Below are 25292 nucleotides of genomic sequence, written 5' to 3'. Positions count from 1 at the left end.
TTTTCGTATCGAATGATCGGAAAGGCGATATCATGACCGATCACCTCCGAGCCGACGATGCCAAATTGCATCAAAGTAAGGGGTTATTCGGCGGCGTCCTTGCGCATCGGGTTGTTGGGGTGGTGCTGCCAGTTCAGATAGGGCCGCCCGGTGTCGACCGCCTGCATGGTGATGCAGTTGTCGACCGGGCAGACATGCATGCACAGGTTGCAACCGACGCACTCTTCCTCGTTGATCTCGTAGCGACGGCCGCCTTCGGGCGTGCGCAGCTTGAAGATCGACTGGTGCGAGGTGTCCTCGCAGGCGATGTAGCACTTGCCGCACTGGATGCAGGCGTCCTGGTCGATATGGGCGACCGACTTGAAGTTGATGTTCAGGTCCTGCCATTCGACGAAGTTCGGCACCGCCAGCCCCTGGAAGGCGCGGGTGCCGGCATAGCCCTTGCCGTCCATCCAGTTGGCCAGGCCCGAGGACATGTCCTCGACGATCTTGAAGCCGTGGGTCATCGCCGCGGTGCAGACCTGGACGTTGGTGGCGCCCAGCGCCATGAACTCCGCCGCGTCGCGCCAGGTCGAGATGCCGCCGATCGCCGAGATCGCCATGCCTCGGCATTCCGGGTCGCGCGCGATCTGCCCGACCATGCGCAGCGCGATCGGCTTCACCGCCGGGCCGCAATAGCCGCCATGGGTGCCGAGGCCATCGACCGTCGGCGTCGGCGCCATCAGGTCGAGGTCGATCGAGACGATCGACTGGATGGTGTTGATCAGCGACACGGCGTCGGCGCCGCCGCGCTTGGCCGCCCGGGCCGGGCCCAGGATGTTGGTGATGTTCGGCGTCAGCTTCACGATCACCGGCATGCGCGTGTACTGCTTGCACCAGCGCGCGACCATCTCGACATATTCCGGCACCTGGCCGACGGCGGAGCCCATGCCGCGCTCCGACATGCCGTGCGGGCAGCCGAAGTTGAGCTCGATGCCGTCGGCGCCGGTGTCCTCGACCAGGGGCAGGATCGACTTCCAGCTCTGTTCCTCGCACGGCACCATCAGCGACACGATCATCGCCCGGTCCGGCCAGTCGCGCTTGACCTGCTTGATCTCGCGCAGATTGAGCTCGAGCGGCCGGTCGGTGATCAGCTCGATGTTGTTGAGGCCGGCGACGCGGGTGCCGTTGTAGCTGACGGCGCCGTAGCGCGAGGAGACGTTGACCACCGGCGGGTCCTCGCCCAGCGTCTTCCACACCACCCCGCCCCAGCCGGCGCGGAAGGCGCGGACGACGTTGTACTCCTTGTCCGTCGGCGGCGCCGAGGCCAGCCAGTACGGGTTCGGGGAGCGGATCCCCAGGAAGTCGTTGCTCAGATCGGCCATGACAGCCTCCAGCTGGTGTTCCTCGGCTCTGCGGCCGCTTTCTCGTCCGACCGGCGGCGCCGGCCGGGTCAAACCGTCAACAGCGCCTCGATCTCGTCCGGCAACCGGTCGCCCCGGAACGGGTTGCGCACGGTGACGCCGCCCAGCGTCGCGCCATCCGCCATGTCCTCGCTCAGCAGCGTGGTGCAGCCATGGCTGCCGGCGGTCGACAGCATCATGGCGTCCCAATGGCTGAACCGCTTGGCGGCCGCTTCCCGCGCCGACGTCACGACATTCGTGTCAGCCGCAGCAACGGTCGCGAACAGCTCCACCCAGTCGCCGATCTGGGCCGCGGCATCGGCCGCCGGCAACAGGCGGCGGCGTTGAGAGGTGACATAGAATTCCCCCAGCGCCTGGAGCGTGAGGACACTGTCCGCCTGCACCGCGCGCTCGACGATCTCCTTCGCCCGGCGGTGCTTCTCGCCCTCGGCTGTGTCGATCGCATAGACCAGGACATTGGTGTCCAAGGTGAACCGCCTATCGGTCATGCAGCGCGTCGCGGTCGAAAGGCTCCGTCGATGCGCTGCGGTAGCCATGCGCCATGCGCGCCCGCGTCCGCTCCAGTGCTTCCTGCTGCGACGGGGTCAGCACGCGCCGGCGCGACACCGGTACCACCCGGGCCACCGGCTCGCCGCGCCGGGTGATGACGAATTCCTGGCCGGATTCGACCGCGCGGATCATCTCGGCGAAGCCCTGATTGGCCTCGCGCAGGGTGATGGTGGTGCTGGATCCGTCGCTCATGGCGTCACTCCTCCGAATGCACTACCAATGTAGCACATTCAGCGCCGCAGCGCCCGGTCGATCGACAGCGCCGCCAGCTTGCCGTCCTGCACGGCGCTGACCGTGAGATCCTGGCCCGGCACGCAGTCGCCGCCGGCCCAGACGCCGGACAGCGAAGTCTGCCGCTCCTCGTTCACGGCGATGCGGTTGCCGGCCATGTCCAGAGTCTCCGCCTCATTGGCGAAAGCGGATGGCACGAGATACTGGCCGATGGCGGTGAAGACCTGGTCGGCCAGCACGGTGAAGCGGTCGCCGGTTCCGGTCAGGCGGCCCTGGGCGTCGAGCTGGGTGTGCTCGAACTCGACCTCCTTGACCGACGGGTCGCGGCCGTTGGCCGGCCAGCCCAGGATGCGGCGCGGCTGGGCCCAGTGCCGGACGGTGACGCCGTTGACCTGGGTCCAGTCCTGCTCCTTCCAGGTGGCGGACATCTGCTCAGGCCCGCGGCGGTAGACCAGCGTCACCTCCTCCGCCCCCAGCCGCTTGGCCTGGGTGGCGGCGTCGATGGCGGTGTTGCCGCCGCCGATCACCACCACGCGCCGGCCAACCGGCACCGTGCGCTTGTCGTCGGCCTGGCGCAGCCGGGCGATGAAGTCGACCGCGCTTTCCACCCCGGCCAGGGCCTCGCCGTCGCAGCCGAGCGCGTTGACCGCGTTGTGGCCGAGGCCGAGGAACACGGCGTCGTAGTCGCGGCGCAGCTCGCTCAAGGAGACGTCGCGGCCCAGCGCCAGGCCGGTGCGGATCTCGATGCCGCCGATCTCCAGGATATAGGCCAGCTCGGCCTGGGCGAAGCCGTCCGCCATCTTGTAGGCGGCGAGGCCGTATTCGTTCAGCCCGCCGCCCTTCGCCTTGGCCTCGAACACCACCACGTCGTGGCCGAGCACGGCGAGGCGGTGGGCGCAGGCCAAGCCGGCCGGGCCGGCGCCGACCACGGCGACGCGCTTGCCGGTCGATGGCGCGCGGCTGAACAGCTGCTCGCCGCGCAGGAACACATGGTCGGTGGCGTAGCGCTGCAGGGCGCTGATCGCCACCGGCTTCTCCTCCTGGTGGTTGCGGACGCAGGCGTCTTCGCACAGCTCCTCGACCGGGCAGACCCGGGCGCACATGCCGCCCATGATGTTGGCGGTGAGGATGGTCTGGGCCGCGCCCTTCACATTGTCGGTGGCGATGCCCTTGATGAAGGCCGGGATGTCGATCCCGGTCGGGCAGGCCTCGATGCAGGGCGCGTCGTAGCAGAAATAGCAGCGGCTGGATTCGATCAGCGCGGTGCGCCGGTCGAGCGGCGGATGGATCTCCGCGAAGTCCTCGGCAATGCGTTCGGCGCCGAGGCGCCCGGCCGCGATGTCGGATCCCGTCGTCATTCCCAGCCTCCGATGGCCGATCCGGCCGGCCCTTCGCCGGCCGTCCCCGGCCCTCACCTCCCGGCACCGCGCCCGGATTTCCCGGATTCCATTGCGGCCCCGTGCCTCACCTGACCGAGACGGTATCGAGAACCTGACCAAATGGTCAACTCTATTTTGAATTGAGAATCAGTATCACTCTCGTTTGTTCCGAGGGGCCGAATCATGCTAGGAACGTTTCAGGAACGATCAAAGCGAGCGCGCGGGAGACAGCGCATGGACCGACATGTCCGATGGGCCCCGGCCGAAGGCATCGGCCTGGAGCATCTGCGGCTGCACCGCAGCGGTGCCTGGATCCAGGCCGACAGCGTCGTGATCGGCGGCGATGCGGGGGTGGAGTGGGCGCTGAGCTACACGATGGTCATGGACGCCGAATGGCGGGCGCGGTCGGTGGCGGTGACCGACCATGCCGGAGACCGGCGGCTGCGGCTGCTGGCCGATGGCGGCGGCGCCTGGACCACCGGCGACGGCACGCCGCTGCCGCAGCTGGACGGCTGCATCGATGTCGACCTGGTGGCGACGCCCTTCACCAACACGCTGCCGATCCGGCGGCTAGGGCTGGAGCCCGGCGAATCGGCCGAGATCAAGGTGGTGTATCTGCCGCTGCCGGACCTGGCGCCCTTCGCCGCGCCGCAGCGCTACACCGCGCTGGCGCTGCGGCGCTGGCGCTTCGAATCGCTGGACGGCAGCGGCTTCACCGCCGAGATCAGCACCGACGCCAACGAGCTGGTGCTGGACTATCCGGGCCTGTACCGCCGGGTGGGGTGAACCCCGCGATTGCCGTCGCGCTACACGCTCGTGCTAGCCTCCCTGCCGCAGGCGTCCTGCGCGGCGCCTTCTGACGAAGGGGGGACTCTGATGACAGGTCGCCGATGGGTGCTCGGGGCGCTGGGCGGGATGGTGCTGGCCGCGACCGCGGCCCTGGCCCAGGACGGCGGGCTGCCGGTGCTCGATCTCGGTCCGGGCATCCTCAGCGATGCCGGCGCGGGCGCGCTGCATCAGAGCCTGGTGAACAGGTATGGCGACGGCACCCGGACGGCGCCCGGCCGCAACGCGGCGTCGCTGACCTACACATCCGGCACGGCGCTGCGGCGGCAGGCCGCCGCCGACTACGTCGCCCGGATCGACGACCCCGAGGCGGCCGCCGCCATGCGCCACCAGCTGGAACAGCACGACTACGACCGGATCTATCAGGGCCTGACCCGGCCCTTCGGCCTCGCCGCCAACGATGTCGCCGACGCGATGACGGCCTACACCATCCTGGGCTGGATCATCGTCAACGGCGCCGGCGATCCCGATCCCCGCAGCGTGAAGGCGGCGCGCGACCAGATCGCGCTGGGCCTGGCGGCGAATCCGGCGCTGCGCTCCGCCGCCGACCGGGCGCGGCTGGGCGAGGAGTTCAAGCTGCTGTTCGTCACCATCCACGCCGGCTGGCAGGCGGCCCGGCGCGAGGGCACGCTGGCGGAGTACGGGGCCGGTGTCGCCGAGCTGTTCGCGACGCGGTCGGGCCTGGACCTGCGCCGGCTGCGCCTGACCGACCGCGGCCTGGCCGGCGGCTGACTCAGGCCCCGGCGCGCTGCCGCCGACGGAAGCGGCGGACCTTGTCGGTGGTGCCGCAATCGGCCATCAGGCACCAGCGGCGGCTGGCATTCTTGCTGCGGTCGTAGAACAGCCAGCCGCAATCATGGCCGGCGCAGCGCTTCAGCCGCGCCGGTTCGCCCTGGAGCAGCAGGTCGAGCGCGTCCATCGCCAGGCGGTGCCGCACAGCCGCCCCATCCGCGGGCGGCTGGTCCTGCCAGGCGCCGCCGGCGGCGGTGATGGTCAGCCGGCGGCGGGCCGCCGCCTCCGCCACCTCCTGCTGCAGCAGGGCCGCTGCCTCCGCGGGCGGCTCGACCTGGACCGCGATGGCATCGAACACCGCGTGCAGCGCCGCGCGCAGCCGGATCAGCCGCGACCATTCCTCCCGGTCGATCCGCGGCGTCTCGCCGAAGGCGCGCGCGCACCAGGCGGCCAGCGCGGCGGGGTCGCCGGCCCGCTCCCGCGGTCCCGGCCCGCCCCATCCGGACAGGGTGTTGCAGAAATCCAGGCAGGCGAAGCCGCCGACCAGGGGCAGCTCGGGTGGCGTCGGCTGGTCCGATGACATGAAACCATCATAGCCCATTTGACAGGTTTCAGCGAGACCTATATCGTTACCAGCAAATGCCAGAAAGGTGGTTACGATGCGCTGGAACGCCCTCGGCCGGCTCTATGCCGGCGTCGGCCTGTCGGGGATCGGCCCGATCCTGGTCCGCACCAGCCCGGTCGACCCCGCCGCCACCGCCTTCTGGCGCCTGATTCTGAGCTGCATCCCGGCTGCGATCGTCGCCTGGCGGTCGCCCGCCATGCCGGGGCGGGACATCGGCCTGGCCCTTTTGGCCGGGGTGATGCTGGCCGGCGACCTGGTGCTGTGGAACGCCTCGATCATGCGCACCAGCGTGCTGGAGGCGACGCTGCTGGTGATGATCTATCCGCTGCTGGTGGCGCTGCTGCCGGCGCTGTGGCTGCGCCGCCGGCCGGATGGGCGGGTGGTCGGCGGCGGCCTGGTCGCCTTCCTCGGCATCGCCATCCTGGCCGGGGCCCGCGGCGCCGCCGGCGGCGACCTGCTGGGCAACGGCATGGCGCTGCTGGCCGCCCTGTTCTACGCCGTCTGCTTCCTGATCTCGGCGGCGCTGTGCCGGCGGCAGAGCGCCGCCACGGTCACCTTCTGGACCCTGGTCGGCGCCGCGCTGGGCGCCCTGCCGGTGGCGCTGCTGCAGGACCGGATCCTGCCGGCCGCGCCGTCCGGCTGGCTGAACCTGGCGGCCCAGGCGCTGATCGCCTTCGCCGCCCAGATCCTGGTCGCCAAGGCGCTGCGCACGCTCGACGCCGGCTTCTCCGCCATCGCCGGCTACGGCCAGCCGGTGGTGGCAACGCTGCTGGCCTGGCCGATCCTGGGCCAGGTGCCGCAGGCGGCCGCCCTGGTCGGCAGCGTCTTCATCGTCGCCGGCATCGCGCTGGCCGGACGGAGCGAGGCCGCGCCAGCCGAACCGGCCGTGCCGGCCCGGCCGGGAGCCGCGGAGCCGGCACGCTGAGCTATCGACGGCGCCGGCCTTCCGGTCGATGATGCCGGCATGACCGATGCCGAGATGCTGGATTCGCCGGACGACACCGGCCTGGACGCACCGCGGCCGAGCGCGGGCAGCCGCCTGCGCCGGGCCCGCGAGGCGCAGATCCTGGACGCCGCCGAGGGCGTGTTCGCCGAGGCCGGCTTTTCCGGCGCCACCATGCAGGGCATCGCCGAGCGCGCCGGGCTGCCGAAGGCCAACGTCCACTACTATTTCGGCACCAAGGAGGCGCTGTACCGCGCCGTGCTGGCCCGCATCCTCGACCTCTGGGTCGACGCCTTCGACCATCTGGTGCCGGAGCGCGACCCGGCCGAGGCGCTGGCCGCCTATATCCGCGACAAGATGCGCTGGTCGCGCAGCCGCCCGCTGGCGTCGAAGGTCTTCGCCAACGAGATCATCCATGGTGCGCCGCAGGTTGCCGACTACCTGTCGGGCAAGCTGAAGCGGACGATCGATGAGAAGGCGCGGGTGATCGAGGGCTGGATCGCCGCCGGCCGGATGGCGCCGGTCGACCCGCGGCACCTGGTCTTCACCCTGTGGGCCGCGACCCAGACCTATGCCGATTTCGAGGCCCAGATCCGGGCCGTGCTGGGCCGCGAGGCGATGGATGACGACGTCTTCCTGGTCGCCGGCCGGCACGTCACCGGGCTGATCCTGCGCGGCTGCGGCCTGAAGCCGCCGCGCGGCGGCTGATCACTCGCCGCCGCCTCCACCGCCGCCATCCCCACCACCACCGCCCGAATCGCCGCAGTTGCCGGCACCGGACCCGCCCGGTCCGCCGCAATTGGACGCGGAGGATCCCTCCCCCGCCCAACCACCGGTCGAGGAACCGCCGTCGAACCAGAACGGAGTGGTGCCTGAATCCGACCGGCCGGCCGCGGCGCGGCGGCGGGCCGGCGCCAGGCCGCGATAGACAAAGACGGCAACCAGCAGAAGCAGAAGCAGCAGGATCGGGATCGGGATCGCGACGCTCATCCGCACCACCCTGACAGTCCGGCCCTCATTCTATCACAGGTATCGGCGACGCGTGCGTGGCGGCGCGCGCCGGTTTGCGCTAAAAGATGGACCATGAATCTGCGCCTCCTTACCCCGCTGGCCCTGTTCGCCCTCGCCGCCTGCGCCGCCGAGCCGTATCAGCAGGCGCTGCCGCCGACGGTGCTGCAGAGCGCGGCCGCCCCCGGCGAAGCCGGCTTCGACCAGAGCCGCGGCGAGGCGCTGCTGGCCCAGGCCAAGGCCGCCGAGGCCCGCAACCCCGGCGAGGCCAAGAGCCTGTACCGCCAGGCCGGGATGGCCTGGCCGGACCTGTCCGACGCCTGGGACGGGCTGAAGCGGGTGTCGGCGACTCAGAACGACGCCGCCGAGGCCAAGGCCGCCGGCTTCATCGCCGAACGGGTGAAGCTGTATCCCGGCACGGCCATCGCTTCGCAGCGCGAGGTCAATGTCGCGCTGCACAGCTACATCCAGGAGCAGTCGCAGCAGCCGACCGACGGGCCGGAGCAGCTGGCCTATGCCAAGCGGCTGGGCGAGTTCTACGACGCGCAATATGCGCGCGGTGGCTTCTACACCCGCGAGAAGGACTTCGGGAACATCGGGGCCCACGACATCCCGGCGGTGGTGATTGCCGGCGGCGGCATCATCGGCTATGGCGCCACCATGGCGACGAAGTTCGAATAGGGTCAGCCCGCCCGTTCGCGCGGCGTCACCCACACCTCCCGCACCCGGCCCTCGCGCAGCAGGCGCAGGCCGGTGGCGACGCCGACCCGCTCGGCTCCGAGCAGCCGGTGCAGCGCGTCGACGCCGTCGATCGGATGGCCGTCGATCGCCAGGATCACGTCGCCGACGCGCAGCGCCGCGGCCCCGGCGCCGCCGGGCAGCAGCTCCGCCACCCGCACGCCGCCGGCCGCCGGCAGGCCGAGCGTCAGCTGCATCGGCCGCGGCAGCCGGATGGTCTGCGCGGCGATGCCGAGCGAGGCGCGCCGCACCCGGCCGTACCGGATGATCTCCGACGCCACCACCAGGGCGGTGTCGCTGCCGATGGCGAAGCACAGCCCCTGGGCGCCGGCGATCATCGCGGTGTTGATGCCGACCACCCGGCCGAGCGCGTCGACCAGCGGGCCGCCGCTGTTGCCGGGGTTCAGCGCCGCATCGGTCTGCAGCACGCCGTCGATCAGCCGGCCGGACCGGCCGCGCAGCGACCGGCCGAGGGCGCTGACCACGCCGGCCGTCACCGTCGCCTCGAAGCCGAGCGGATTGCCGATGGCGACCACCAGCTGGCCGACCTGCAGCGTCGCGGAGGAGCCGAGCGGTGCCCAGCCCGGCACGCTGTCGTGCAGGCGCAGCACCGCCAGGTCGGTGTCCGGGTCCTCGCCGACCGGCCAGGCGACGACGCTGCGGCCGTCGCTGAGCGTGGCGGTGATCGACGCCGCGCCGTGCACCACATGGCTGTTGGTCAGGACGAAGCCGTCGGGGGTGAAGATCACGCCGGAGCCGCTGCCGCGCGGCCCCACGGCGCCGTCCGGCCCCTTGCCGGAGACGCGGAGATGCACCACCGCGGGCGCGGCGAAACGCACGGCGTCGATCACGGTGCGGGAATAGGCGTCGAGGGCTTCACCGCCGATGGCAGTGGCGGATGGTGTCGAGGCCTCGGGCCCCGGCGCCGAAGCGTCGAGGAGGAAGCGGGTTTCGTAGCCGGGCATGGCAGAACCTTGGGAGCGGAAGGGGCGGCGCCGGGCCGGCGCGTCTCGTTTCCGGTGATGTAGGCATGCCGGGAGGAGAACCCAAGGGGAACACCGCCACGCCCAGCTGCCGGGCTGACGAGGATGGCCGCCGGGGGTATGGTCCGACCGCGGCATGCGCGATTCGCGCATCGGTCACGGCGAGGATGCCCGGAGATGGCGACGGAGACGCTGGATGGCTTCGACTGGCGGATCCTGGCGGCGCTGCAGGACGATGCGCGGATGAGCAACATCGCCCTGGCCGAACGGGTCCTGCTGTCGCCGTCGCAATGCGCCCGGCGGCTGCAGCGGCTGGAGGAGGCCGGGGTGATCCGCGGCTATGCGGCATTGCTGGACCCCGACCGCATCGGCCTGTCGGTGGCCGCGTACATCTCGATCACGCTGGAGAAGCACGGCGCCTTCACCGCCGAGGCCTTCCGCGAGGCGGTGCAGCGCCACCCCGAGATCGTCGAATGCTGCGCCGTGACCGGCGACGCCGATTACGAGCTGCGCGTGGTGGCGCCCGACCTGAAGGACCTGTCGCGCTTCATCATGGACAGCCTGATGCGGATCGACGGCGTGTCGGCGATCCGCTCGCGCATCGTGCTCGACACCATCAAGGACAGCCGCCGGCTGCCGCTGCCGCCCGCGCCCTGAGCACGCCGCATTCGCCACCCCATCATCCACCCCTCAGACCCGGACGAGACCGACCATGACCCTCCGCCTGCTGCTGGCCGCCCTTCTCGCCCTGGGCATTGCAGGCCCGGCCGCGGCGGCGGAACCAAAGCACCGCTTCGCCGACCTCGCGCCCATCCCGCTGAAGTCCGGGCCGAACACGATCGAACGCTTCGCGCCCGACGGCCGCAGCGCCATCGTCACCCTGGGCTGGCGCGAGAACGGCAACGCCCATGCCTACGACCTGTTCCTGGTGCTGATGCAGGGCCATGGCGGCGGCTGGAACGTGGTCGGCTTCGACAACCTGACCGCCTCGGGCGGCGGGTTCGAGGACACCATCCGCGACGCGCCGCACACCGGCGAGGACATGGTGCGCAGCGTGCGCTTCGTGCGCGGCAGGATCGATGGCGAGCCGGCGACCATGGTCTTCGTCGCCCAGCGCGGCTTCGACCCGGAGGAGGGTATCCCCGGACCAAGCCTGGTCGATTACACCGTCTACCGGCTGATGCCGGGCGAGGAGGTGGGCACCACCACCGACATGTTCCAGCCGGTCGAGACGCTGCAATCCACCATCAGGTTCTGCCATGCCGAGAAGGCGCTGTTGCGCCAGTTCGGCCTCCCCCTGACCAAGGGCTATGCCGGCCCGGACACGGCCGACGGCTGCTGATCCTGCGGGGCCGCATGCCGCACCGGGTTGTGCGCGAGCGCGACCCGTGCTTGTTTCTCGCCACTTCTCGCGACCCGTCCGGAGCGCCCAGCGCATGACGCGTTTCTTGCAACTTCTCGGGAGTCTTCTCCTCGCCATGGCCATCACCCAGGGGGCTTCGGCCCGCGATCTCGAAAACACGCTCTATCTCGACCTGACCTATGGTCGGGTGGTGATCGAGCTGCGCCCCGACCTGGCGCCGAAGCATGTCGCCCGGATCAAGGAACTGGTACGGCAGGGCTTCTACAACGGCATCAAGTTCCACCGCGTGATCGAGGGCTTCATGGCCCAGACCGGCGATCCGACCGGCACCGGCATGGGCGGGTCCGGCCAGAAGATCGACGCCGAGTTCAGCCAGGAGCCGTTCAAGCGCGGCACCCTCGGCATGGCCCGGGCGCAGAGCCCGAACAGCGCCGACAGCCAGTTCTTCATCATGTTCGCGAACGGCGACTTCCTGAACGGTCAGTACACGGTCTGGGGCCAGGTGGTCGAAGGCATGGAGTTCGTCGACAAGATCAAGCGCGGCGAGCCGCCGGCCAGCCCGGACATCATCGTCAAGCTGCAGGTCGCGGCGGACGCCGAGTAAAGCCGATCCCCGACCGATCGACGCGAAGCCCGGCTCCTGTAGCCGGGCTTCTGCGTTTCAGCGGAAGCGGAAGGCGATCAGCGGCATCTTGTAGGTCTCGCGCACCTCGGAAATCGGCTTGCCGTCCTGGCGCAGCACGATGGCGCGGTTCTCGAACAGCGAGGCCGCCGGATCATAGGCCGGGGCCGGCGCCGCGGCGGCCCAGCCGGCCAGCTGGGCGGACGGCATCCGCTCCCACCCCTCCGGCAGGGCCTGCCACAGCACGGTCGAGGACAGGGTGCGACGCGACGGGCCGAGCGGCCGGATGGCGCGGCCGAAGGGCGTGTCGGTCCCGGTCAGTACCTTGTTGATCTCGGGCGTCAGCCGGTTCGGCAGGTACCAGTTGTCGGCCTCGGACAAGACCTGATCGCCGCAGACCAGCCGGACCCGGCGGTAGACCACCGGCTCGGCCGAATCGGTGATCTCCAGCTCCCGGCGCTGCTGGTCGGTCAGCGGGACGTCGCCGGGCACGCGCTTCGCCACGATCTTGGGCGCGGCGGCCAGCCCGTAGCGGCCGCACCACTCCTCCAGGAACAGGGTGGCGCTGTCGGTGGCGCCGAGCCCGGCGCGCAGCGACTGCACCAGGGCGGTCAGGGCCAGCCGGTCGGACAGGGCGGCGGCGCCGGCCTCCTGGCCGGCCGCGACCTCGGCCCGGACCAGGGCGAGCGGCGCGGTCAGCACCAGAGCGGCAGCGGCGGCGACGATCGGCAGGCGGCGCACCATCGGTCTCCTCAATCCCGGGCCGGCCGGGCCGGCGGGCGCAGGATGGCTGCATAGCGGCCGGAAGGCGCCACGGCAATCCGCCGCAGGCCCGATCGCTCTTGACCGCGGCGGCGGTGCGGGCTGGGCTGGAGCATCTCGTCCGACCCGGAGACCCGCCATGCCCACCCTGTATGACCGCGCCCTGGTCTGGGACGCGCATAGCTGCCTGCCGCTGGTGCCCGATGCCGACGTGTCGCTGCTGGCCCGGCACAGGGCGGCCGGGATCGACTACGTCTCGATCAACATCGGCATGGATATGACGCCGCTGGAGACGGTGATCCGCACCACCGCCCATTTCCGCGACTGGATCCGCCGCCATCCGGAGGACTTCGTGCTGGCCGGCACGGTCGCCGAGATTCGCGCCGCCAAGGCCGCCGGGCGCCTGGCCGTCAGCTTCGACCTGGAGGGCGCGCTGCCGCTGATGGGCGACCTGGCGATGGTCGGCCTGTACCACGATCTCGGCGTGCGGCAGATCCACTTCGCCTACAACCGCAACAACCCGGCGGCCGGCGGCTGCCATGACCAGGACATCCCGCTGCCGGCGTTCGGCCACGACCTGGTGGCGGAGATCAATCGCGTCGGCATGCTGCTGGACTGCTCACACACCGGGTACCGCAGCAGCCTGGACATCATGGCGGCGTCGACCCGGCCGGTGGTGTTCAGCCATGCCAATCCGCGCGCCCTGGTGGACCATCCGCGCAACATCACCGACGAGCAGATCCGCGCCTGCGCCGCCACCGGCGGGGTGGTCGGCATCAACGGCATCAGCCTGTTCCTGGGCGATGCCAGCAGCGAGACCGTGGCCCGGCATATCGACCATGTCGCCCAGCTGGTCGGCGCCGGCCATGCCGGCATCGGCCTCGACTTCCTGTTCGCGCCCGACGTGGACGATTCGCCGCCGGGCCGCGACCGTGACTATTGGTGGCCGCCCGAGGCCGGCTATGGCAGCGCGCACAGCGCCATCGCCCTGGTGCAGCCGGAGCAGCTGCCGGAGCTGGCGGAGATCCTGCTGCGCCGCGGCTATGGCGAGGCCGATGTGCAGGGCATCCTCGGCGGCAATTTTCTGCGCGCAGCCGAGACGGCGTGGGCCTGACATCCGATCAGGCTGCGTGCTCGCAGCGGTTCACTTCGACCGTGACATGCGACAGGCCGGGCAGGCCGCCGAGCCGGGCCTTGTACTGCGCCGGCGGCTGCGGCCGGTCGCTGACCAGGGCGACGATCGCGGCGGCGTGGCCGGGGCCGACGCGCCAGAGATGCAGGTCGGCGATGCGGTCGCCCCCGGTCTCGAGCCGCTCGCGGATCGAATCGGCCAGGCCCGGATCCGGCACGGTGTCGAGCAGCACGGCCCCCGAATCGCGCAGCAGGCCCCAGGACCAGCGCGCGATCATGATGCCGCCGACGATCCCCATCACCGCGTCCATCCAGGCCCAGCCGTAGAAGCGGCCGGCAAGCAGGCCGAGGATGGCGCCGACCGAGGTCACGGCATCGGCCAGCACATGGAAATAGGCCGCGCGCAGATTGTGGTCGCGGTCATGGGCATGGTGCCCGTGATCGTGGTGGTGGTCGTGATCATGGGCATCGTGATGCCCGTGATCGTGATGGTGATGGCCGTGATGATCGCCGTCATGCAGCAGCCAGGCGCTGGCGATGTTGACGGCGAGGCCGACGACGGCGATGGCGATCGCCTCGTCATAGGCGATGGCGACCGGGTTCAGCAGGCGCACAATCGATTCCCAGCCGATGCCGATCGACACCACCGCCAGCACCAGGGCGCTGGCGAAGCCAGCGAGGTCGCCGAGCTTGCCGGTGCCGAAGGCGAAGCGCGGGTCGCGGGCGTGGCGGCGGGCGTAGCGATAGGCCAGGGCGGCGACGCCGAGCGCCCCGGCATGAGTCGCCATGTGCAGCCCGTCAGCGAGCAGCGCCATCGAGCCGAAGGCGAGGCCGCCGAGGATCTCGACCGCCATCATCGCCGCGGTCAGCGCCACCACCCAGCGGGTGCGGCGCTCGTTGCGGGCGTGGTCGGCGCCGAGGAACAGGTGGTCGTGCCGCCAGTCGTCCATGGAATGACTGTGCATCGGCGCCTCCCGGGAGATCAGTGGAGCAGGAGCTGGGCCGGATGGCCGGTCCAGTCGCAGACGTCCTTCGTCGCCACCGCGACCGGCACGTCCGGATGGTTGTGGCGATAGAGGGTGAGGGCGGCCTCGAAGGCCCATTCCGGCGGTTCGGCCCGGGCGCAGAGCTCGCGATAGACCCGTTCGACGGCGACACGGCAGCACATGATGATCTCGATGCCCTTACAGATACTTGGTGATCTCGCGCAGCGAGGCGAGGCGGGCGTCACGGCCCTCGGCTCCGTTCGCCAGATGCGCGACGCAATGGTCGACATGGTCGAGGATCAGCATGGTCTTCGCCTTCTCCACCGCCTTGACCACGGCCTGGAGCTGCTGGGCGATGGCGAGGCCGTCCTCGCCGGCCTCGACCATGCGCAGCGTGGCGGCGAGATGCCCCTGGGCCCGCTTCAGCCGGCCGAGGATCTCGGGATTGTTGGCATGGCTCATGGGTATAACCTATCCCCCTGGAGGGGATAGGGCAAGAGACGGCTGGTCGCAGGGGTGTAATCGCGCCTGCTCCGCGCTTCGCTACAGGCTGCGGCGAAACTCGGACGGCGTCGCCCCGGTGTGGCGCCGGAAGGCCGCGGCGAAGGCAGATGGCGTCTGATAGCCCACCGCCAGTGCGACATCGGTGATGCGGATCCGGGGATCCTGCAGCAGCTGCCGGGCCTGCTGCAGGCGCAGCCCGGTCAGCCATTCATGCGGCGTGCGCCCCGTGGCGTGGCGAAAGGCCGTGCAGAAATGCGACCGGCTCAGGGAGATCAGCCGGGCCAGCTCATCGAGGCTGATGCTCTGGTCCAGGCGCTCGGACATGTAGGCGGTGACGCGGCGGATCTGCCACGGCCTCAATCCTCTCTGCGGCCCCGTTACGGGCGCTTGGCCGAAGGTGGAATGGATCCGCAGCAGATGCGTGCAGAGCAGGTCGAGCGCCTGTTCCACGAACAGCCGACGGGACGGGTCGGGATGGGTCGCCTCGCGGCTGAGCGCGCGCAGGATATGCGCACCGACCGGATCCGCTTCGCCGAGGCGGGGCGCCAGCTCCACCCGACGGCCGCGGGTGAAGGGTTCGGCGAAACCCTGGAGCCGGGCGTCGCTCAGCATCGCATAAGACAGAGGCGACGCGACGTCGATGTCCCAGTCGCCGTCCCAGCCGGCCGGGACGATCGTGACGGTGCCGGGGCGCCCGACGCCGGCGAGGCGCATCCGCCCGCGGCGCCAGACCCGCGGCGACGGCGGGCCGTAATAGGTGCCGATGGTGTGCGCGGGCAGCGCCGGCATGGGCTCGTGCATCTCCAGATGCAGCCAGCGGGTGGTGATCAGCGTGTCGCGATCGGGGATTTCCGTCGTGATCGGCAGCGGCCCGGCGATCACCCCGGCGCAGAGCTCGAACGCGGTGCGCGGCGCGAATACCTGCGAGCCGCCGGTTTCCGCGGATCCTGGCTCTCCAGCGCTCTGACGGGGCCGGGCCAATCGAGGCGACTTTCGCTGCACGAGAACAAGGTCCCGAATGTCGCCGAAAACCGGGGCCGGCACCAGCTCTACCCGAAGCACCGTCGCCGAAATCTGACGACAAATATCGTAATCCGCGAACGGCGGCGGCTCAGCCATTGCTCTAGTGAAATTCACGCCCGCCTCGACTGGCCGGACACCGCGCTCGCCCCGAAGGAGCTCCAGATGTCCTACGCGCTCAACGTCAACGGCCAGACCCATCCGGTCGATGTGGACGGCGACATCCCGCTGTTATGGGTGTTGCGGGACGTCATCGGCCTGACCGGGACCAAGTTCGGCTGCGGCATCGCCATGTGCGGCGCCTGCACCGTCCATCTCGACGGGCAGGCGGTGCGGTCCTGCGTCACCCCGGTCGCGGATGCGGCGTCGGCCGCGATCACCACCGTCGAGGCGATCGGCGAGACCGAAGCGGGGGCCCGCATCCAGAAGGCCTGGCTGGCGGAAGAGGTGGTCCAGTGCGGCTACTGCCAGTCCGGCCAGATCATGTCGGCGACGGCCCTGCTCGTGGCCAACCCGGCGCCGACCGACGCGGACATCGACGCCGTGATGGCCGGCAACATCTGCCGCTGCGGCACCTATCCGCGCATCCGCACGGCGATCAAGCGCGCCGCCGGGGAGGGCCGCTGACATGGGCATCCTCGCCGCCACCGTCTCCGGCCAGGTCTCTCGCCGGTCCTTCCTGATCTCCGCCGCACTGGCGGGAGGCAGCTTCGTCATCGGGCCGCTTTTCGCCCCGGCCGCCGCAGCCGCCGAGGCGTTCATCCCCAACCCGTTCATCCGCATCACCCCGACCGGCCCGATCGAGCTGGTGATCGCGTCGGTCGAGATGGGGCAGGGGGTCTATACCGGGATCGCCACGCTGATCGCCGAGGAGCTGGAGGTCCCGCTGGACCAGGTCCGGGCCATCGCCGCCCCCGCCGACCCCTCGCGCTATGCGCACCCCATGCTCGGCGACCAGATCACCGGCGGCTCGGTCACCATCCGCGGCTTCTGGGAGCCGATGCGCCGTGCGGGAGCCGCGGCGCGGATGATGCTGGTCGCCGCCGCCGCGCGGGAATGGGGCGTGCCGGCCGCGGCTTGCCGGGCCGAGGCCGGCGAAGTGGTCCATGCCGAGAGCGGCCGGCGCATCGCCTACGGCGCGCTCGCCGGCAAGGCCGCGCAGGAGACGGTGCCGGAGCAGATCACCCTCAAGCCCGCGGCGGAGTTCAAGCTGATCGGCAAGAAGGCGCCGCGCCTCGACACCCCAGGCAAGGTCAACGGCACTGCCAGGTTCGGGCTCGACGCCCATCCGCCCGGGGTGAAGTTCGCGGCCATCGCCGTCTGCCCGACCTTCGGCGGGACGCTGAAGGCGGTCGACGACGGCGACGCGCTCCGGGTCAAGGGCGTGCGCCAGGTCGTCCGCCTGAGCGACGCGGTCGCGGTCGTGGCCGACCATACGGGGGCCGCGCGCAAAGGGCTCGCTGCGCTGCGCATCACCTGGGATCCGGGGGCGAATGGCGGCCTCACCAGCGCCGAGCTCGAGCGCCGCATCGACGCCGCGATGGCCGGCGATGGGGCGCTGGTGGCGCATCAGAGCGGCAACGTCGCCGAGGCCGAGGCCGCGGCCTCCGGCGGTGTCGAAGCCGTCTACCGCATGCCGATCCTGGCCCACACGGCGATGGAGCCGATGAACTGCACGGTCCATGTGCGCCCGGACTCCTGCGAGGTCTGGGTCGGCACGCAGGTGGCGGGCCGCGCCCGCCAGGCCGCCGCGCAGGTCACCGGCCTGCCGGTCGAGCAGGTGGTCGTCCGCAACCAGCTGCTGGGCGGCGGGTTCGGCCGGCGCCTCGACCATGACGGCATCATCATGGCGACACGGGTGGCGCAGCAGGTGGACGGGCCGGTGCAGGTGGTCTGGAGCCGCGAGGAGGACATCCGCCGCGATTCCTACCGCTATCTCAACCGGAGCCGGATCGTGGTCAGGCTCGGTCCCGACGGGATGCCGGTCTCGTGGCGGCATCGCGTGGTCGGCCCCGCGATCATGGCGCGGTTCCTGCCGATCCTGTTCAAGGACGGCATCGACCTCGACATCACCGGCGGCGCCGAGAGCCCCTACGACATCCCGAACAAGCGGGTGGAGTATGTCCGGCACGAGGCGCCCGAGGGCATGCTGACCGGCAACTGGCGCGGCGTCGGCCCCACCCGCAACGCCCCGGCCGTCGAGGGCGGCATCGACGAGGCGGCGCATCTGGCCGGCCGCGACCCGGTGGAGTACCGCCGCCAGCTGCTGGGCAAGGCGCCGCGGCTGCGGGGCGTGCTGGATCTCGCCGCGGAGCAGGCCGGCTGGGGCACGCCGCTCGGTCCCGATCGCGGCCGCGGCGTCGCCGTGATGGCGGATTTCGGCAGCTTTGCCGCCCTGGTCGCGCAGGTGCATGTCGACAAGGACGGCGCCCCGAAGGTCGAGCGCATGGTCTGCGCCGTCGATTGCGGTCAGGCCGTCAACCCGGACATCCTGCGGCAGCAGGTCGAGAGCGGCATCATCTACGGCCTGAGCGCCGCGTTCTACGGCCGCCTCACCATCGCCGACGGGGCGGTCGTCGAGGGCAATTTCGACGATTCGCCGGTCCTGCGCATCCACGAATGCCCGGCGATCGAGGTCCATATCGTCCCGAGCGCCGAGCCGCCGGGCGGGGTCGGCGAACTCGGCACGCCGGGGGTGGCGCCGGCCCTGATGAACGCGATCTTCGCCGCCACCGGCAAGCGCCTGCGGGACCTGCCGATCGACCCTCGCCAAGCGGGGAGGCCGTGATCATGCCGAAGCGCTCACGCCAGATCGTGGCCCTGGCCTCGATCGCCGCCGCGGCCATCACGCTCGGGATCGGATCCGGCATCGCCGATTCCTCGCCCCAGGACCCGAGCCGGCAGCTGCAGGGCGTCGCCGCGTTCCAGTCGATCGCGGATGCCGGCGACCGCTCCCGCGCCCTCTTCACCGAGGCGGCGAAGGTCATCACCGACCCGCGCTGCATGAACTGCCACCCGGTCACGGGCCGGCCCACACAGGGCGACGACCTGCATCCGCATGTGCCCTTCATGCAGGCGGGCGCCAGCCGAATCGGGGTGGACGGCCTGGCGTGCAGCACATGCCACCGGGCAGAGAACACGACCGTCCTGGGCAGCCGCATCCGGTCCATCCCGGGCAACACGCACTGGTCGCTGGCGCCGGACAGCATGGGCTGGCAGGGGCATTCGCTCGGCTACATCTGCCGGCAGATCCAGGATCCCGGGCGCAACGGCAACCGCAGCCTGGCCCAGATCCGGCAGCATTTGGCCGAGGACCATCTCGTGGCCTGGGCGTGGCATCCGGGCGAGGGGCGACGGCCCGCCCCCGGCACCCAGGCCGAGTTCGGCGCCCTCATCGTCGCCTGGATCGAGACCGGCGCCGAGTGCCCGCCCGAATAGGGCTCGGCGCTCCTGCCTAGGCGGCGGCCGCCTCCGGCTGGCGCACTGCCTTCACCCGGGTGGCGCTGCGGCGGCCGTCGATGGCGGCCGGGATGTCGCCGGCGATGGTGGCGCGGCGCACCACGCGGCGCTGGTCGCCATAATCGTTGACCGCGTAGTGCTGGGTGGCGCGGTTGTCCCAGATCGCCACGTCGCCCGCCTGCCACTGCCAGCGCACCGTGTTCTCCGGCCGGGTCACATAGGCCTGCAACGTGGTGAACAGCTGCGCCGATTCATTGGCCGAGAGGCCGAGGAAGCGGCGGACGAAATGACCCAGCACCAAAGTGCGCTCGCCGGTCGCCGGATGCACCCGCACCACCGGGTGCTCGGTCTCGTATACGGTCGAGGCGAACACCTCGCGGTGGTAGCGCAGCCGCTCCGGCGTCGCCTCCGGATGCGACGCGGCATAGTCGTAGTCGTTGCTGTGCAGGGCCCAGAGCTGGTCGGCCAGGCCGCGCAGCGGCGCGGGCAGGTCGAGATAGGCGGTGGCCGTGTTGGCCCAGATGGTGTCGCCGCCGAACTCCGGCACCGTCACGGCGCGCAGGATCGAGGCCTGGGGGTAGGCGTCGACGAAGGTGACGTCGGTGTGCCAGGAGTTGGCGCGCTGGCCGCGGGCGGAATCGAGCTCGAGCAGGAAGTCGGCGCCCGCCGCCACCGGCTGGGTCGGATGCGCGACCGGGTCGCCCAGCGCCCGGGCGAAGGCCTCCTGCCCGGCATCGTCGAGGTCCTGGCCGCGCAGGAAGATCACCTTGTGCCGGTGCAGCGCCGCCCGCAGCCGGTCGAGCGTCACGGCATCGAGGTCGCCGGAGAGGCGGAGGCCGCGGATCTCGGCACCGATGCGGCCGGCGATCGGTCGGAGGTCGAGGCCGGCCGTGCCGTTCCCATGATGGTCGCCCATGCTGTGCTCCTGTCCATTCACGTCGCAGCGTCGGATATCATTTAGATATACATTTTTATCTAGATCAATATCTCTAAATCACATTGATCATCAGAAGTTACAGAACCGGGACCCTCGGATGCCCGGAATGCCGTTTCTGGAAGCCTCGGTTCCGTCGTAAACGACGGACGAATCCGGAGGGGCAGTGGGTCGATCGGAGACCATCGCGGCGTCGAAACGCGGGCTAGCGAGCCGGCCAGTCCTGGCCAGCTTTCTGGCCGTCGCCGTGGTCTGCCTGCTGCTCATCGCCTTCGTCGACCGCCCGGTGGCGCTGTGGTTCGAGGCCCATCGCGGCTCTTCCATCATCGCCGCGGTGAAGGTGTTCACCGATATCGGCCTCGGCGTGTGGTGGTACGCGCTGGCGATCCTGGGCTGGCTCGGCTGGCGCTTCGCCGCCTTCCTGGCCGCTTATGGCGACGTCCGGGTGCAACGGCTGCAGCGGGCCCGCGGCTTCGGCTTCATGCTGGCGGCGCTGGTCGCCACGACCCTGAGCAACTGGCTGCTGAAGGCGGCGATCGGCCGGCCGCGGCCGCGCCACCTGTTCCGCCAGGACGCCTTCGCGCCGCACCCCTTCGGCTGGGACCTGTTCTCAAACAGTTTCCCGTCCGGCCACGCCCAGACCATGGCCACGGCGATGGCCGCGCTGTGGATCCTGTTCCCGCGCTGGGGCTGGGCCTTCACCCTGCTGGGCGGGCTGGTGGCGCTGAGCCGGGTCGTGGTCACCTCGCACTACCCGGCCGACATCGTCGCCGGCGCCTGGCTGGGCGTGGTGGTGGCGCTGGCCGTGCGCCGCTGTGTCGAGGCCACGGGCGGGCCGGTGACGGTGACCCGATGATCGCGCTGATCGCCGCCCTGATTCCGGTGCTGGCGCCGGTGGTCGCTTCGGCCGGGGTCGGCTATGTCTGGGCCCGGTCGCGCCACCCCTTCGACCTCGGCTTCGTCACCCGGCTGGTGACCTATGTCGGGTCGCCCTGCCTAGTGTTCTCGACCCTGACCAAATTTCACGTCCCGGCCGGCGAGATCATCGGCCAGGCCGGCCTCGCCATGCTGTCGGTGTTCGCCTGCGGCCTGGTCGGCGGGCTGGCGCTGTACGCCACCGGCCGGACGGTGCGGCCGCTGCTGCCGACGGTGATGCTGCCGAACGCCGGCAATCTCGGCCTGCCGATCGCCTATTTCGCCTTCGGCGACCAAGGGCTGGCGCTGGCCCTGCCCTTCTCCGCCGCCATGACGCTGCTGCAGTTCACCGTCGGCGTCTCCTGCGCCTCCGGCCACAGCCGGTGGACCGAGATCCTCAAGACGCCGACGATCTACGCCATCCTGCTGGCGATTGCCTTCGCCGCCGGCGGCATCGACACGCCGCGCTGGCTGGCCAATGCGACCGAGCTGCTGGGCGGCGTCACCCTGCCGCTGATGCTGATCGCGCTCGGCGTGTCGCTGGCCAGCCTGCGCATCGCCAATCTCGGCCATGCGCTGTGGCTGGCCGGGCTGCGGCTGGTGCTCGGCCTCGCCGCCGGGTACGGGGTGGTCTGGCTGGCCGATATCCCGCAGCCGGCCGCGGCGATCCTGATCCTGCAGTCGGCGATGCCGCCCGCGGTGTTCAACTACCTGTTCGCCGCCCGCTACGGCGGCCCGGTGGAGGAGGTGGCCGGCGCCGTCGTGGTCGGCACCATCATCAGCCTGCTGACCCTGCCGGTGCTGCTGGCCGTCCTTATGGCGTAGATTGCTCGATCTCCTTCCGCCGCGCCTCGTAGGTGGCCGGGTCGATCAGGCCGCGCCGGCGCATCACCTCCAGCGCCACCAGGGCCCGGCCGCGGTTGTCGTCGCCGACCGAGCCGCTTTCCGCATCCGCATCGCCGCCGGCCGCGCCCGGCTGCACCCTGTCCGCCATGATATCATCCGCCCGTTCTGCGACGCCGCGCGCGCTTCCGTTGGAAGGACGCAGGGCCTATGACGGCGGACAATGACTCACGGAGGAAGGCCGGTCGAGATGTGGACGAAGCGGATCCTGCGGATCCTGGCGCTGGCGGTGCCGGCCATCGCCATCGCCGCGGCCGTCGCCTTCTGGCTCGGCCCCCCCGGCAGCCGCGGCGTCGTCGGCCAGGGCTTCGGCTCGGTCGGCGGCCCGATCGCGCTGGTCGACCAGGCCGGCAAGCCGGTCACCGAGAAGGATTTCGCCGGCAAGGACGCGCTGATCTTCTTCGGCTTCACCAACTGCCCCGATGTCTGCCCGACCGAGCTGTCGACCATGGCGGCGGCGCTGGACACGCTGGGGCCGAAGGCCGAGGGGGTGGTGCCGGTGTTCGTCACCGTCGACCCGGAGCGCGACACGCCCGAGGTGGTCGGCCTGTACGCCCAGGCCTTCCATCCCCGCATGGTCGGTCTGACCGGCTCGGCCGAGCAGATCGCCCAGGCGGCCAAGGCCTTCCGGGTCTACTACAAGAAGGCGCCGCAGCAGGACGGCGCCTATTCGATGGACCATTCCGCCTTCGTCTACATGATGGGGCCGGACTGGCAGGTGCTGGACATCATGCCGCCGCAGTTGTCGCCGCAGGACATGGCGCAGCGGATCTCGAAGCAGCTCTGACGAGGCCACGAACGGGGTTGCGATCCTGTGTGGCGTGCTATCGTGGCCGCAACCTGTCGTTCGTTCTCGGGAGTTGCCTCATGACCCTTCGCCACGCCGTCCTGGCCGGGATCGCCTTCCTCGTCCTCAACGGCTGCTCCGAGCGCGAGGCCCGGCAGCAGCAGGCGCTGACGGCCCAGAACGACCTTGTCGGGCTGAGCGAGGCGCGGCTGCTGTCCTGCGCCGGCACGCCGTCCCGCAGCCGCAGCGACGGCAACACGCACTACCTGACCTACCAGAGTGCCGGCATGGCCGCGGACGAGGCCGCCAGCATCGGCGCCTTCGGCGGCTCGGCCGGAAGCGCCATGGGCGTCGAGCCGGTCAATGCCGGCGTCGGCCAGAAGATCGGCACCAGCGCGCTGGACCCGAACTATTGCGAGGCGACCTTCACCCTGGTCGACGGCCGGGTCGCCGAGGTCCGCTACCGCACCTCGGGCGGCTATCTCCGCACCGCCCAATGCTCCGACATCGTCGCGCCCTGCATGGGCGGGCCGACCTTCGACCCCGGCCAGCCGAAGCCGTAACCGCATCACCGTCGGCGGCGGAGCACAAACCGTCGCGGATCGGATGGACCCCAGGCCCGGAAATCGGGCCTCTGTTCGCTATCCGCCCCAGGGCGGTTGCCGATCCCGTCCGCGGGCTCTAAAAGCGTCTTTCTGCAGCGCGAAAAGCGCCGTCCGATGGAGTGCGAGCCGATGAAGATCCTGGTCCCGGTCAAACGGGTGATCGACTTCAACGTCAAGGTCCGGGTCAAGGCCGACGGGTCCGGCGTCGACCTGGCGAACGTCAAGATGTCGATGAACCCCTTCGACGAGATCTCGGTCGAAGAGGCGATCCGCGTCAAGGAGGCCGGCAAGGCGACCGAGGTCGTGGCCGTCTCGATCGGCCCGGCCCAGGCGCAGGAGACGATCCGCACCGCCCTGGCGATGGGCGCCGACCGCGGCATCCTGGTGCAGACCGATGTCGAGCTGCAGCCGCTGGCCGTGGCCAAGCTGCTGAAGGCGCTGGTCGACAAGGAGCAGCCGCAGCTGGTGATCCTGGGCAAGCAGGCGATCGACGACGACGCCAACCAGACCGGGCAGGCCCTGGCGGCCCTGCTGGGCTGGGGCCAGGCGACCTTCGCCTCGAAGCTGGTGCTGGAGGACGGCGCCGCGCTGGTCACCCGCGAGGTCGATGGCGGGCTGGAGACCGTCCGGGTCAAGCTGCCGGCGATCATCACCACCGACCTGCGCCTGAACGAGCCGCGCTACGCCTCGCTGCCGAACATCATGAAGGCGAAGAAGAAGCAGCTGGACACCGTCACCCCGGCCGATCTGGGCGTCGACCCGGCGCCGCGGCTGAAGACGCTGAAGGTGGTCGAGCCGGCGAAGCGCAAGGGCGGCGTCAAGGTCGCCAGCGTGCAGGAGCTGGTGGCCAAGCTGAAGACCGAAGCGCGCGTGATCTGAGGGGCGGGGACAAAGACATGTCGATCCTGATCGTTGCCGACCACGACAACGCCACGCTGAAAGCCGCCACGCTGCACGCCGTCACCGCGGCGCAGAAGATCGGCGGCGACATCCACATCCTGGTCGCTGGCGCCAATGCCCGCCCGGCGGCGGAGGCCGCGGCCAAGGTCGCCGGCGTCGCCAAGGTGCTGCTGGCCGATTCGGCCGCGCTGGAGCACCAGCTGGCCGAGACCGTGGCGCCGCTGGTGGCCGAGCTGGCCAGGGGCTACGGCCATGTGCTGGCGACGGCGACCAGCGCCGGCAAGAACCTGCTGCCGCGCGTCGCCGCGCTGCTGGACGTGCAGCAGATCTCCGACATCACCGCGGTGGTCGGGCCGGACACCTTCGAGCGGCCGATCTACGCCGGCAATGCCATCGCCACAGTGCAGTCGAGCGACCCGATCAAGGTGGTCACGGTGCGCGGCGCCGGCTTCGACGCGGCCGCCGCCGAGGGCGGGTCGGCCGCGATCGAGACGGTCGAGGCCAAGCCCGATGCCGGCCTGTCGAGCTTCGTCGGCCAGGAGCTGACCAAGTCCGAGCGGCCGGAGCTGACCTCGGCCCGGATCATCATCTCCGGCGGCCGCGCCATGGGCTCGTCGGAGAACTTCAAGATCCTCGAGGGCATCGCCGACCATCTCGGCGCCGCCATCGGCGCCAGCCGCGCCGCGGTCGATGCCGGCTACGTGCCGAACGACTATCAGGTCGGCCAGACCGGCAAGGTGGTGGCGCCGGACCTGTACATCGCCGTCGGCATCTCCGGCGCGATCCAGCACCTGGCGGGCATGAAGGACAGCAAGGTCATCGTCGCCATCAACAAGGACGAGGAGGCGCCGATCTTCCAGGTCGCCGATTACGGCCTGGTCGGCGACCTGTTCAAGCTGATCCCGGAACTCGAGGCCGAGCTGAAGAAGGCCTGAGCGGCCGCCCGCCCATCGTTCGAGAATCG

General features: G+C 70.7%; 32 protein-coding genes. 18 read left to right on the top strand and 14 right to left on the bottom strand.

Going from position 1 to position 25292, the window contains the following annotated elements; all coding sequences use genetic code 11:
- Nucleotides 1–83: 83 nt before the first annotated feature.
- The 4 genes from preA to AAHM41_RS20640 form a co-directional block, all read right to left on the bottom strand.
- Nucleotides 84–1364, bottom strand: coding sequence for an NAD-dependent dihydropyrimidine dehydrogenase subunit PreA (preA, locus tag AAHM41_RS20655; protein WP_342238463.1), 1281 nt, complete (start codon nt 1362–1364; stop codon nt 84–86).
- Between the two features lie 68 nt (nt 1365–1432).
- Nucleotides 1433–1891 (bottom strand): PIN domain-containing protein, encoded by a 459-nt coding sequence (locus tag AAHM41_RS20650; RefSeq protein WP_342238462.1) that lies wholly within the window; start codon nt 1889–1891, stop codon nt 1433–1435.
- The gene (locus AAHM41_RS20645; protein ID WP_342238461.1) at nt 1881–2144 is read right to left on the bottom strand and encodes a type II toxin-antitoxin system Phd/YefM family antitoxin; all 264 of its coding nucleotides are present in this window, start codon (nt 2142–2144) and stop codon (nt 1881–1883) included. Before AAHM41_RS20645 ends, AAHM41_RS20650 begins: the two co-directional genes overlap by 11 nt.
- Before the next feature lie 38 nt (nt 2145–2182).
- Entirely contained in the window at nt 2183–3541 is a 1359-nt protein-coding gene (locus AAHM41_RS20640) for an NAD(P)-dependent oxidoreductase (RefSeq protein ID WP_342238460.1), read from the bottom strand.
- A gap of 255 nt (nt 3542–3796) precedes the next feature.
- Between AAHM41_RS20640 and AAHM41_RS20635 the strand changes: the two genes are divergently transcribed.
- The gene (locus AAHM41_RS20635; protein ID WP_342238459.1) at nt 3797–4348 is read left to right on the top strand and encodes a putative glycolipid-binding domain-containing protein; all 552 of its coding nucleotides are present in this window, start codon (nt 3797–3799) and stop codon (nt 4346–4348) included.
- 90 nt (nt 4349–4438) lie between these two features.
- A complete protein-coding gene (locus AAHM41_RS20630; protein WP_342238458.1) occupies nt 4439–5140 on the top strand; it encodes a DUF6683 family protein in 702 nt (233 codons plus the stop codon).
- A gap of 1 nt (nt 5141) precedes the next feature.
- Here AAHM41_RS20630 and AAHM41_RS20625 read toward each other — a convergent pair whose 3' ends face one another.
- Nucleotides 5142–5723 (bottom strand): CGNR zinc finger domain-containing protein, encoded by a 582-nt coding sequence (locus tag AAHM41_RS20625; RefSeq protein ID WP_342238457.1) that lies wholly within the window; start codon nt 5721–5723, stop codon nt 5142–5144.
- A 76-nt stretch (nt 5724–5799) separates the two neighbouring features.
- Here AAHM41_RS20625 and AAHM41_RS20620 point away from each other — a divergent pair, with 76 nt between their 5' ends.
- The gene (locus AAHM41_RS20620; RefSeq protein WP_342238456.1) at nt 5800–6690 is read left to right on the top strand and encodes a DMT family transporter; all 891 of its coding nucleotides are present in this window, start codon (nt 5800–5802) and stop codon (nt 6688–6690) included.
- A 39-nt stretch (nt 6691–6729) separates the two neighbouring features.
- Nucleotides 6730–7416, top strand: coding sequence for a TetR/AcrR family transcriptional regulator (locus tag AAHM41_RS20615; protein ID WP_342238455.1), 687 nt, complete (start codon nt 6730–6732; stop codon nt 7414–7416).
- Here the strand turns inward: AAHM41_RS20615 and AAHM41_RS20610 are convergent, their stop codons facing one another.
- Nucleotides 7417–7698 carry a hypothetical protein gene (locus AAHM41_RS20610; RefSeq protein WP_342238454.1) on the bottom strand — a complete coding sequence of 94 codons (282 nt, stop codon included), beginning with the start codon at nt 7696–7698 and terminating at the stop codon, nt 7417–7419.
- A 93-nt stretch (nt 7699–7791) separates the two neighbouring features.
- Here AAHM41_RS20610 and AAHM41_RS20605 point away from each other — a divergent pair, with 93 nt between their 5' ends.
- The gene (locus AAHM41_RS20605) at nt 7792–8397 is read left to right on the top strand and encodes a hypothetical protein (RefSeq protein WP_342238453.1); all 606 of its coding nucleotides are present in this window, start codon (nt 7792–7794) and stop codon (nt 8395–8397) included.
- Nucleotides 8398–8399: 2 nt separating this feature from the next.
- Here the strand turns inward: AAHM41_RS20605 and AAHM41_RS20600 are convergent, their stop codons facing one another.
- Nucleotides 8400–9419: a S1C family serine protease gene (locus AAHM41_RS20600; RefSeq protein WP_342238452.1), complete on the bottom strand. Its 1020-nt coding sequence runs from the start codon at nt 9417–9419 to the stop codon at nt 8400–8402.
- Nucleotides 9420–9614: 195 nt separating this feature from the next.
- On the opposite strand from AAHM41_RS20600, the gene AAHM41_RS20595 reads away from it, so the two are divergent.
- From AAHM41_RS20595 to AAHM41_RS20585, 3 genes are all read left to right on the top strand, one after another.
- Nucleotides 9615–10094 carry an Lrp/AsnC family transcriptional regulator gene (locus AAHM41_RS20595; RefSeq protein WP_034847812.1) on the top strand — a complete coding sequence of 160 codons (480 nt, stop codon included), beginning with the start codon at nt 9615–9617 and terminating at the stop codon, nt 10092–10094.
- A 55-nt stretch (nt 10095–10149) separates the two neighbouring features.
- Nucleotides 10150–10779, top strand: a complete 630-nt coding sequence (locus AAHM41_RS20590) for a hypothetical protein (RefSeq protein WP_342238451.1) — start codon at nt 10150–10152, stop codon at nt 10777–10779.
- A gap of 94 nt (nt 10780–10873) precedes the next feature.
- Nucleotides 10874–11404: a peptidylprolyl isomerase gene (locus AAHM41_RS20585; protein WP_342238450.1), complete on the top strand. Its 531-nt coding sequence runs from the start codon at nt 10874–10876 to the stop codon at nt 11402–11404.
- A gap of 57 nt (nt 11405–11461) precedes the next feature.
- On the opposite strand, the gene AAHM41_RS20580 is transcribed toward AAHM41_RS20585, so the two are convergent.
- Nucleotides 11462–12166: a hypothetical protein gene (locus AAHM41_RS20580; RefSeq protein ID WP_342238449.1), complete on the bottom strand. Its 705-nt coding sequence runs from the start codon at nt 12164–12166 to the stop codon at nt 11462–11464.
- Nucleotides 12167–12323: 157 nt separating this feature from the next.
- On the opposite strand from AAHM41_RS20580, the gene AAHM41_RS20575 reads away from it, so the two are divergent.
- Entirely contained in the window at nt 12324–13298 is a 975-nt protein-coding gene (locus tag AAHM41_RS20575; protein WP_342238448.1) for a dipeptidase, read from the top strand.
- Between the two features lie 7 nt (nt 13299–13305).
- Here AAHM41_RS20575 and dmeF read toward each other — a convergent pair whose 3' ends face one another.
- From dmeF to AAHM41_RS20555, 4 genes are all read right to left on the bottom strand, one after another.
- Nucleotides 13306–14280, bottom strand: a complete 975-nt coding sequence (gene dmeF, locus AAHM41_RS20570; protein WP_342238447.1) for a CDF family Co(II)/Ni(II) efflux transporter DmeF — start codon at nt 14278–14280, stop codon at nt 13306–13308.
- Between the two features lie 17 nt (nt 14281–14297).
- Nucleotides 14298–14483 (bottom strand): hypothetical protein, encoded by a 186-nt coding sequence (locus AAHM41_RS20565; protein ID WP_342238446.1) that lies wholly within the window; start codon nt 14481–14483, stop codon nt 14298–14300.
- A 16-nt stretch (nt 14484–14499) separates the two neighbouring features.
- A complete protein-coding gene (locus AAHM41_RS20560) occupies nt 14500–14763 on the bottom strand; it encodes a metal-sensing transcriptional repressor (protein WP_088153075.1) in 264 nt (87 codons plus the stop codon).
- An 81-nt stretch (nt 14764–14844) separates the two neighbouring features.
- On the bottom strand, nt 14845–15924 hold the full coding sequence (locus tag AAHM41_RS20555) for an AraC family transcriptional regulator (protein WP_342238445.1): 1080 nt from the start codon (nt 15922–15924) through the stop codon (nt 14845–14847).
- Nucleotides 15925–15990: 66 nt separating this feature from the next.
- Between AAHM41_RS20555 and AAHM41_RS20550 the strand changes: the two genes are divergently transcribed.
- The 3 genes from AAHM41_RS20550 to AAHM41_RS20540 are packed head-to-tail and all read left to right on the top strand — an operon-like array spanning nt 15991 to nt 19263.
- Nucleotides 15991–16452, top strand: coding sequence for a (2Fe-2S)-binding protein (locus AAHM41_RS20550; RefSeq protein ID WP_342238444.1), 462 nt, complete (start codon nt 15991–15993; stop codon nt 16450–16452).
- 1 nt (nt 16453) lies between these two features.
- Nucleotides 16454–18613 (top strand): xanthine dehydrogenase family protein molybdopterin-binding subunit, encoded by a 2160-nt coding sequence (locus tag AAHM41_RS20545; RefSeq protein WP_342238443.1) that lies wholly within the window; start codon nt 16454–16456, stop codon nt 18611–18613.
- A 2-nt stretch (nt 18614–18615) separates the two neighbouring features.
- The gene (locus AAHM41_RS20540) at nt 18616–19263 is read left to right on the top strand and encodes a hypothetical protein (RefSeq protein ID WP_342238442.1); all 648 of its coding nucleotides are present in this window, start codon (nt 18616–18618) and stop codon (nt 19261–19263) included.
- A 16-nt stretch (nt 19264–19279) separates the two neighbouring features.
- Here the strand turns inward: AAHM41_RS20540 and AAHM41_RS20535 are convergent, their stop codons facing one another.
- A complete protein-coding gene (locus tag AAHM41_RS20535) occupies nt 19280–20200 on the bottom strand; it encodes a TauD/TfdA dioxygenase family protein (protein ID WP_342238441.1) in 921 nt (306 codons plus the stop codon).
- A 184-nt stretch (nt 20201–20384) separates the two neighbouring features.
- Here AAHM41_RS20535 and AAHM41_RS20530 point away from each other — a divergent pair, with 184 nt between their 5' ends.
- Both AAHM41_RS20530 and AAHM41_RS20525 read left to right on the top strand, forming a co-directional pair.
- Nucleotides 20385–21074 (top strand): phosphatase PAP2 family protein, encoded by a 690-nt coding sequence (locus AAHM41_RS20530; RefSeq protein WP_342238440.1) that lies wholly within the window; start codon nt 20385–20387, stop codon nt 21072–21074.
- On the top strand, nt 21071–21958 hold the full coding sequence (locus AAHM41_RS20525) for an AEC family transporter (protein WP_342238439.1): 888 nt from the start codon (nt 21071–21073) through the stop codon (nt 21956–21958). The genes AAHM41_RS20530 and AAHM41_RS20525 overlap by 4 nt, the downstream gene beginning before the upstream one ends.
- On the opposite strand, the gene AAHM41_RS20520 is transcribed toward AAHM41_RS20525, so the two are convergent.
- Nucleotides 21948–22127 (bottom strand): hypothetical protein, encoded by a 180-nt coding sequence (locus AAHM41_RS20520; RefSeq protein ID WP_342238438.1) that lies wholly within the window; start codon nt 22125–22127, stop codon nt 21948–21950. The genes AAHM41_RS20525 and AAHM41_RS20520 overlap by 11 nt on opposite strands.
- Before the next feature lie 99 nt (nt 22128–22226).
- On the opposite strand from AAHM41_RS20520, the gene AAHM41_RS20515 reads away from it, so the two are divergent.
- From AAHM41_RS20515 to AAHM41_RS20500, 4 genes are all read left to right on the top strand, one after another.
- The gene (locus AAHM41_RS20515; protein ID WP_342238437.1) at nt 22227–22823 is read left to right on the top strand and encodes an SCO family protein; all 597 of its coding nucleotides are present in this window, start codon (nt 22227–22229) and stop codon (nt 22821–22823) included.
- A gap of 80 nt (nt 22824–22903) precedes the next feature.
- Nucleotides 22904–23386: a hypothetical protein gene (locus tag AAHM41_RS20510; protein WP_342238436.1), complete on the top strand. Its 483-nt coding sequence runs from the start codon at nt 22904–22906 to the stop codon at nt 23384–23386.
- A gap of 171 nt (nt 23387–23557) precedes the next feature.
- Nucleotides 23558–24307: an electron transfer flavoprotein subunit beta/FixA family protein gene (locus AAHM41_RS20505; RefSeq protein ID WP_342238435.1), complete on the top strand. Its 750-nt coding sequence runs from the start codon at nt 23558–23560 to the stop codon at nt 24305–24307.
- Nucleotides 24308–24324: 17 nt separating this feature from the next.
- Nucleotides 24325–25263, top strand: a complete 939-nt coding sequence (locus AAHM41_RS20500; protein WP_342238434.1) for an electron transfer flavoprotein subunit alpha/FixB family protein — start codon at nt 24325–24327, stop codon at nt 25261–25263.
- Nucleotides 25264–25292 lie beyond the last annotated feature (29 nt).

Source organism: Inquilinus sp. OTU3971 (assembly GCF_038440215.1).
The sequence above is the reverse complement of the archived record's forward strand: the minus strand, read 5'-3'. Positions and strand labels throughout refer to the sequence as shown.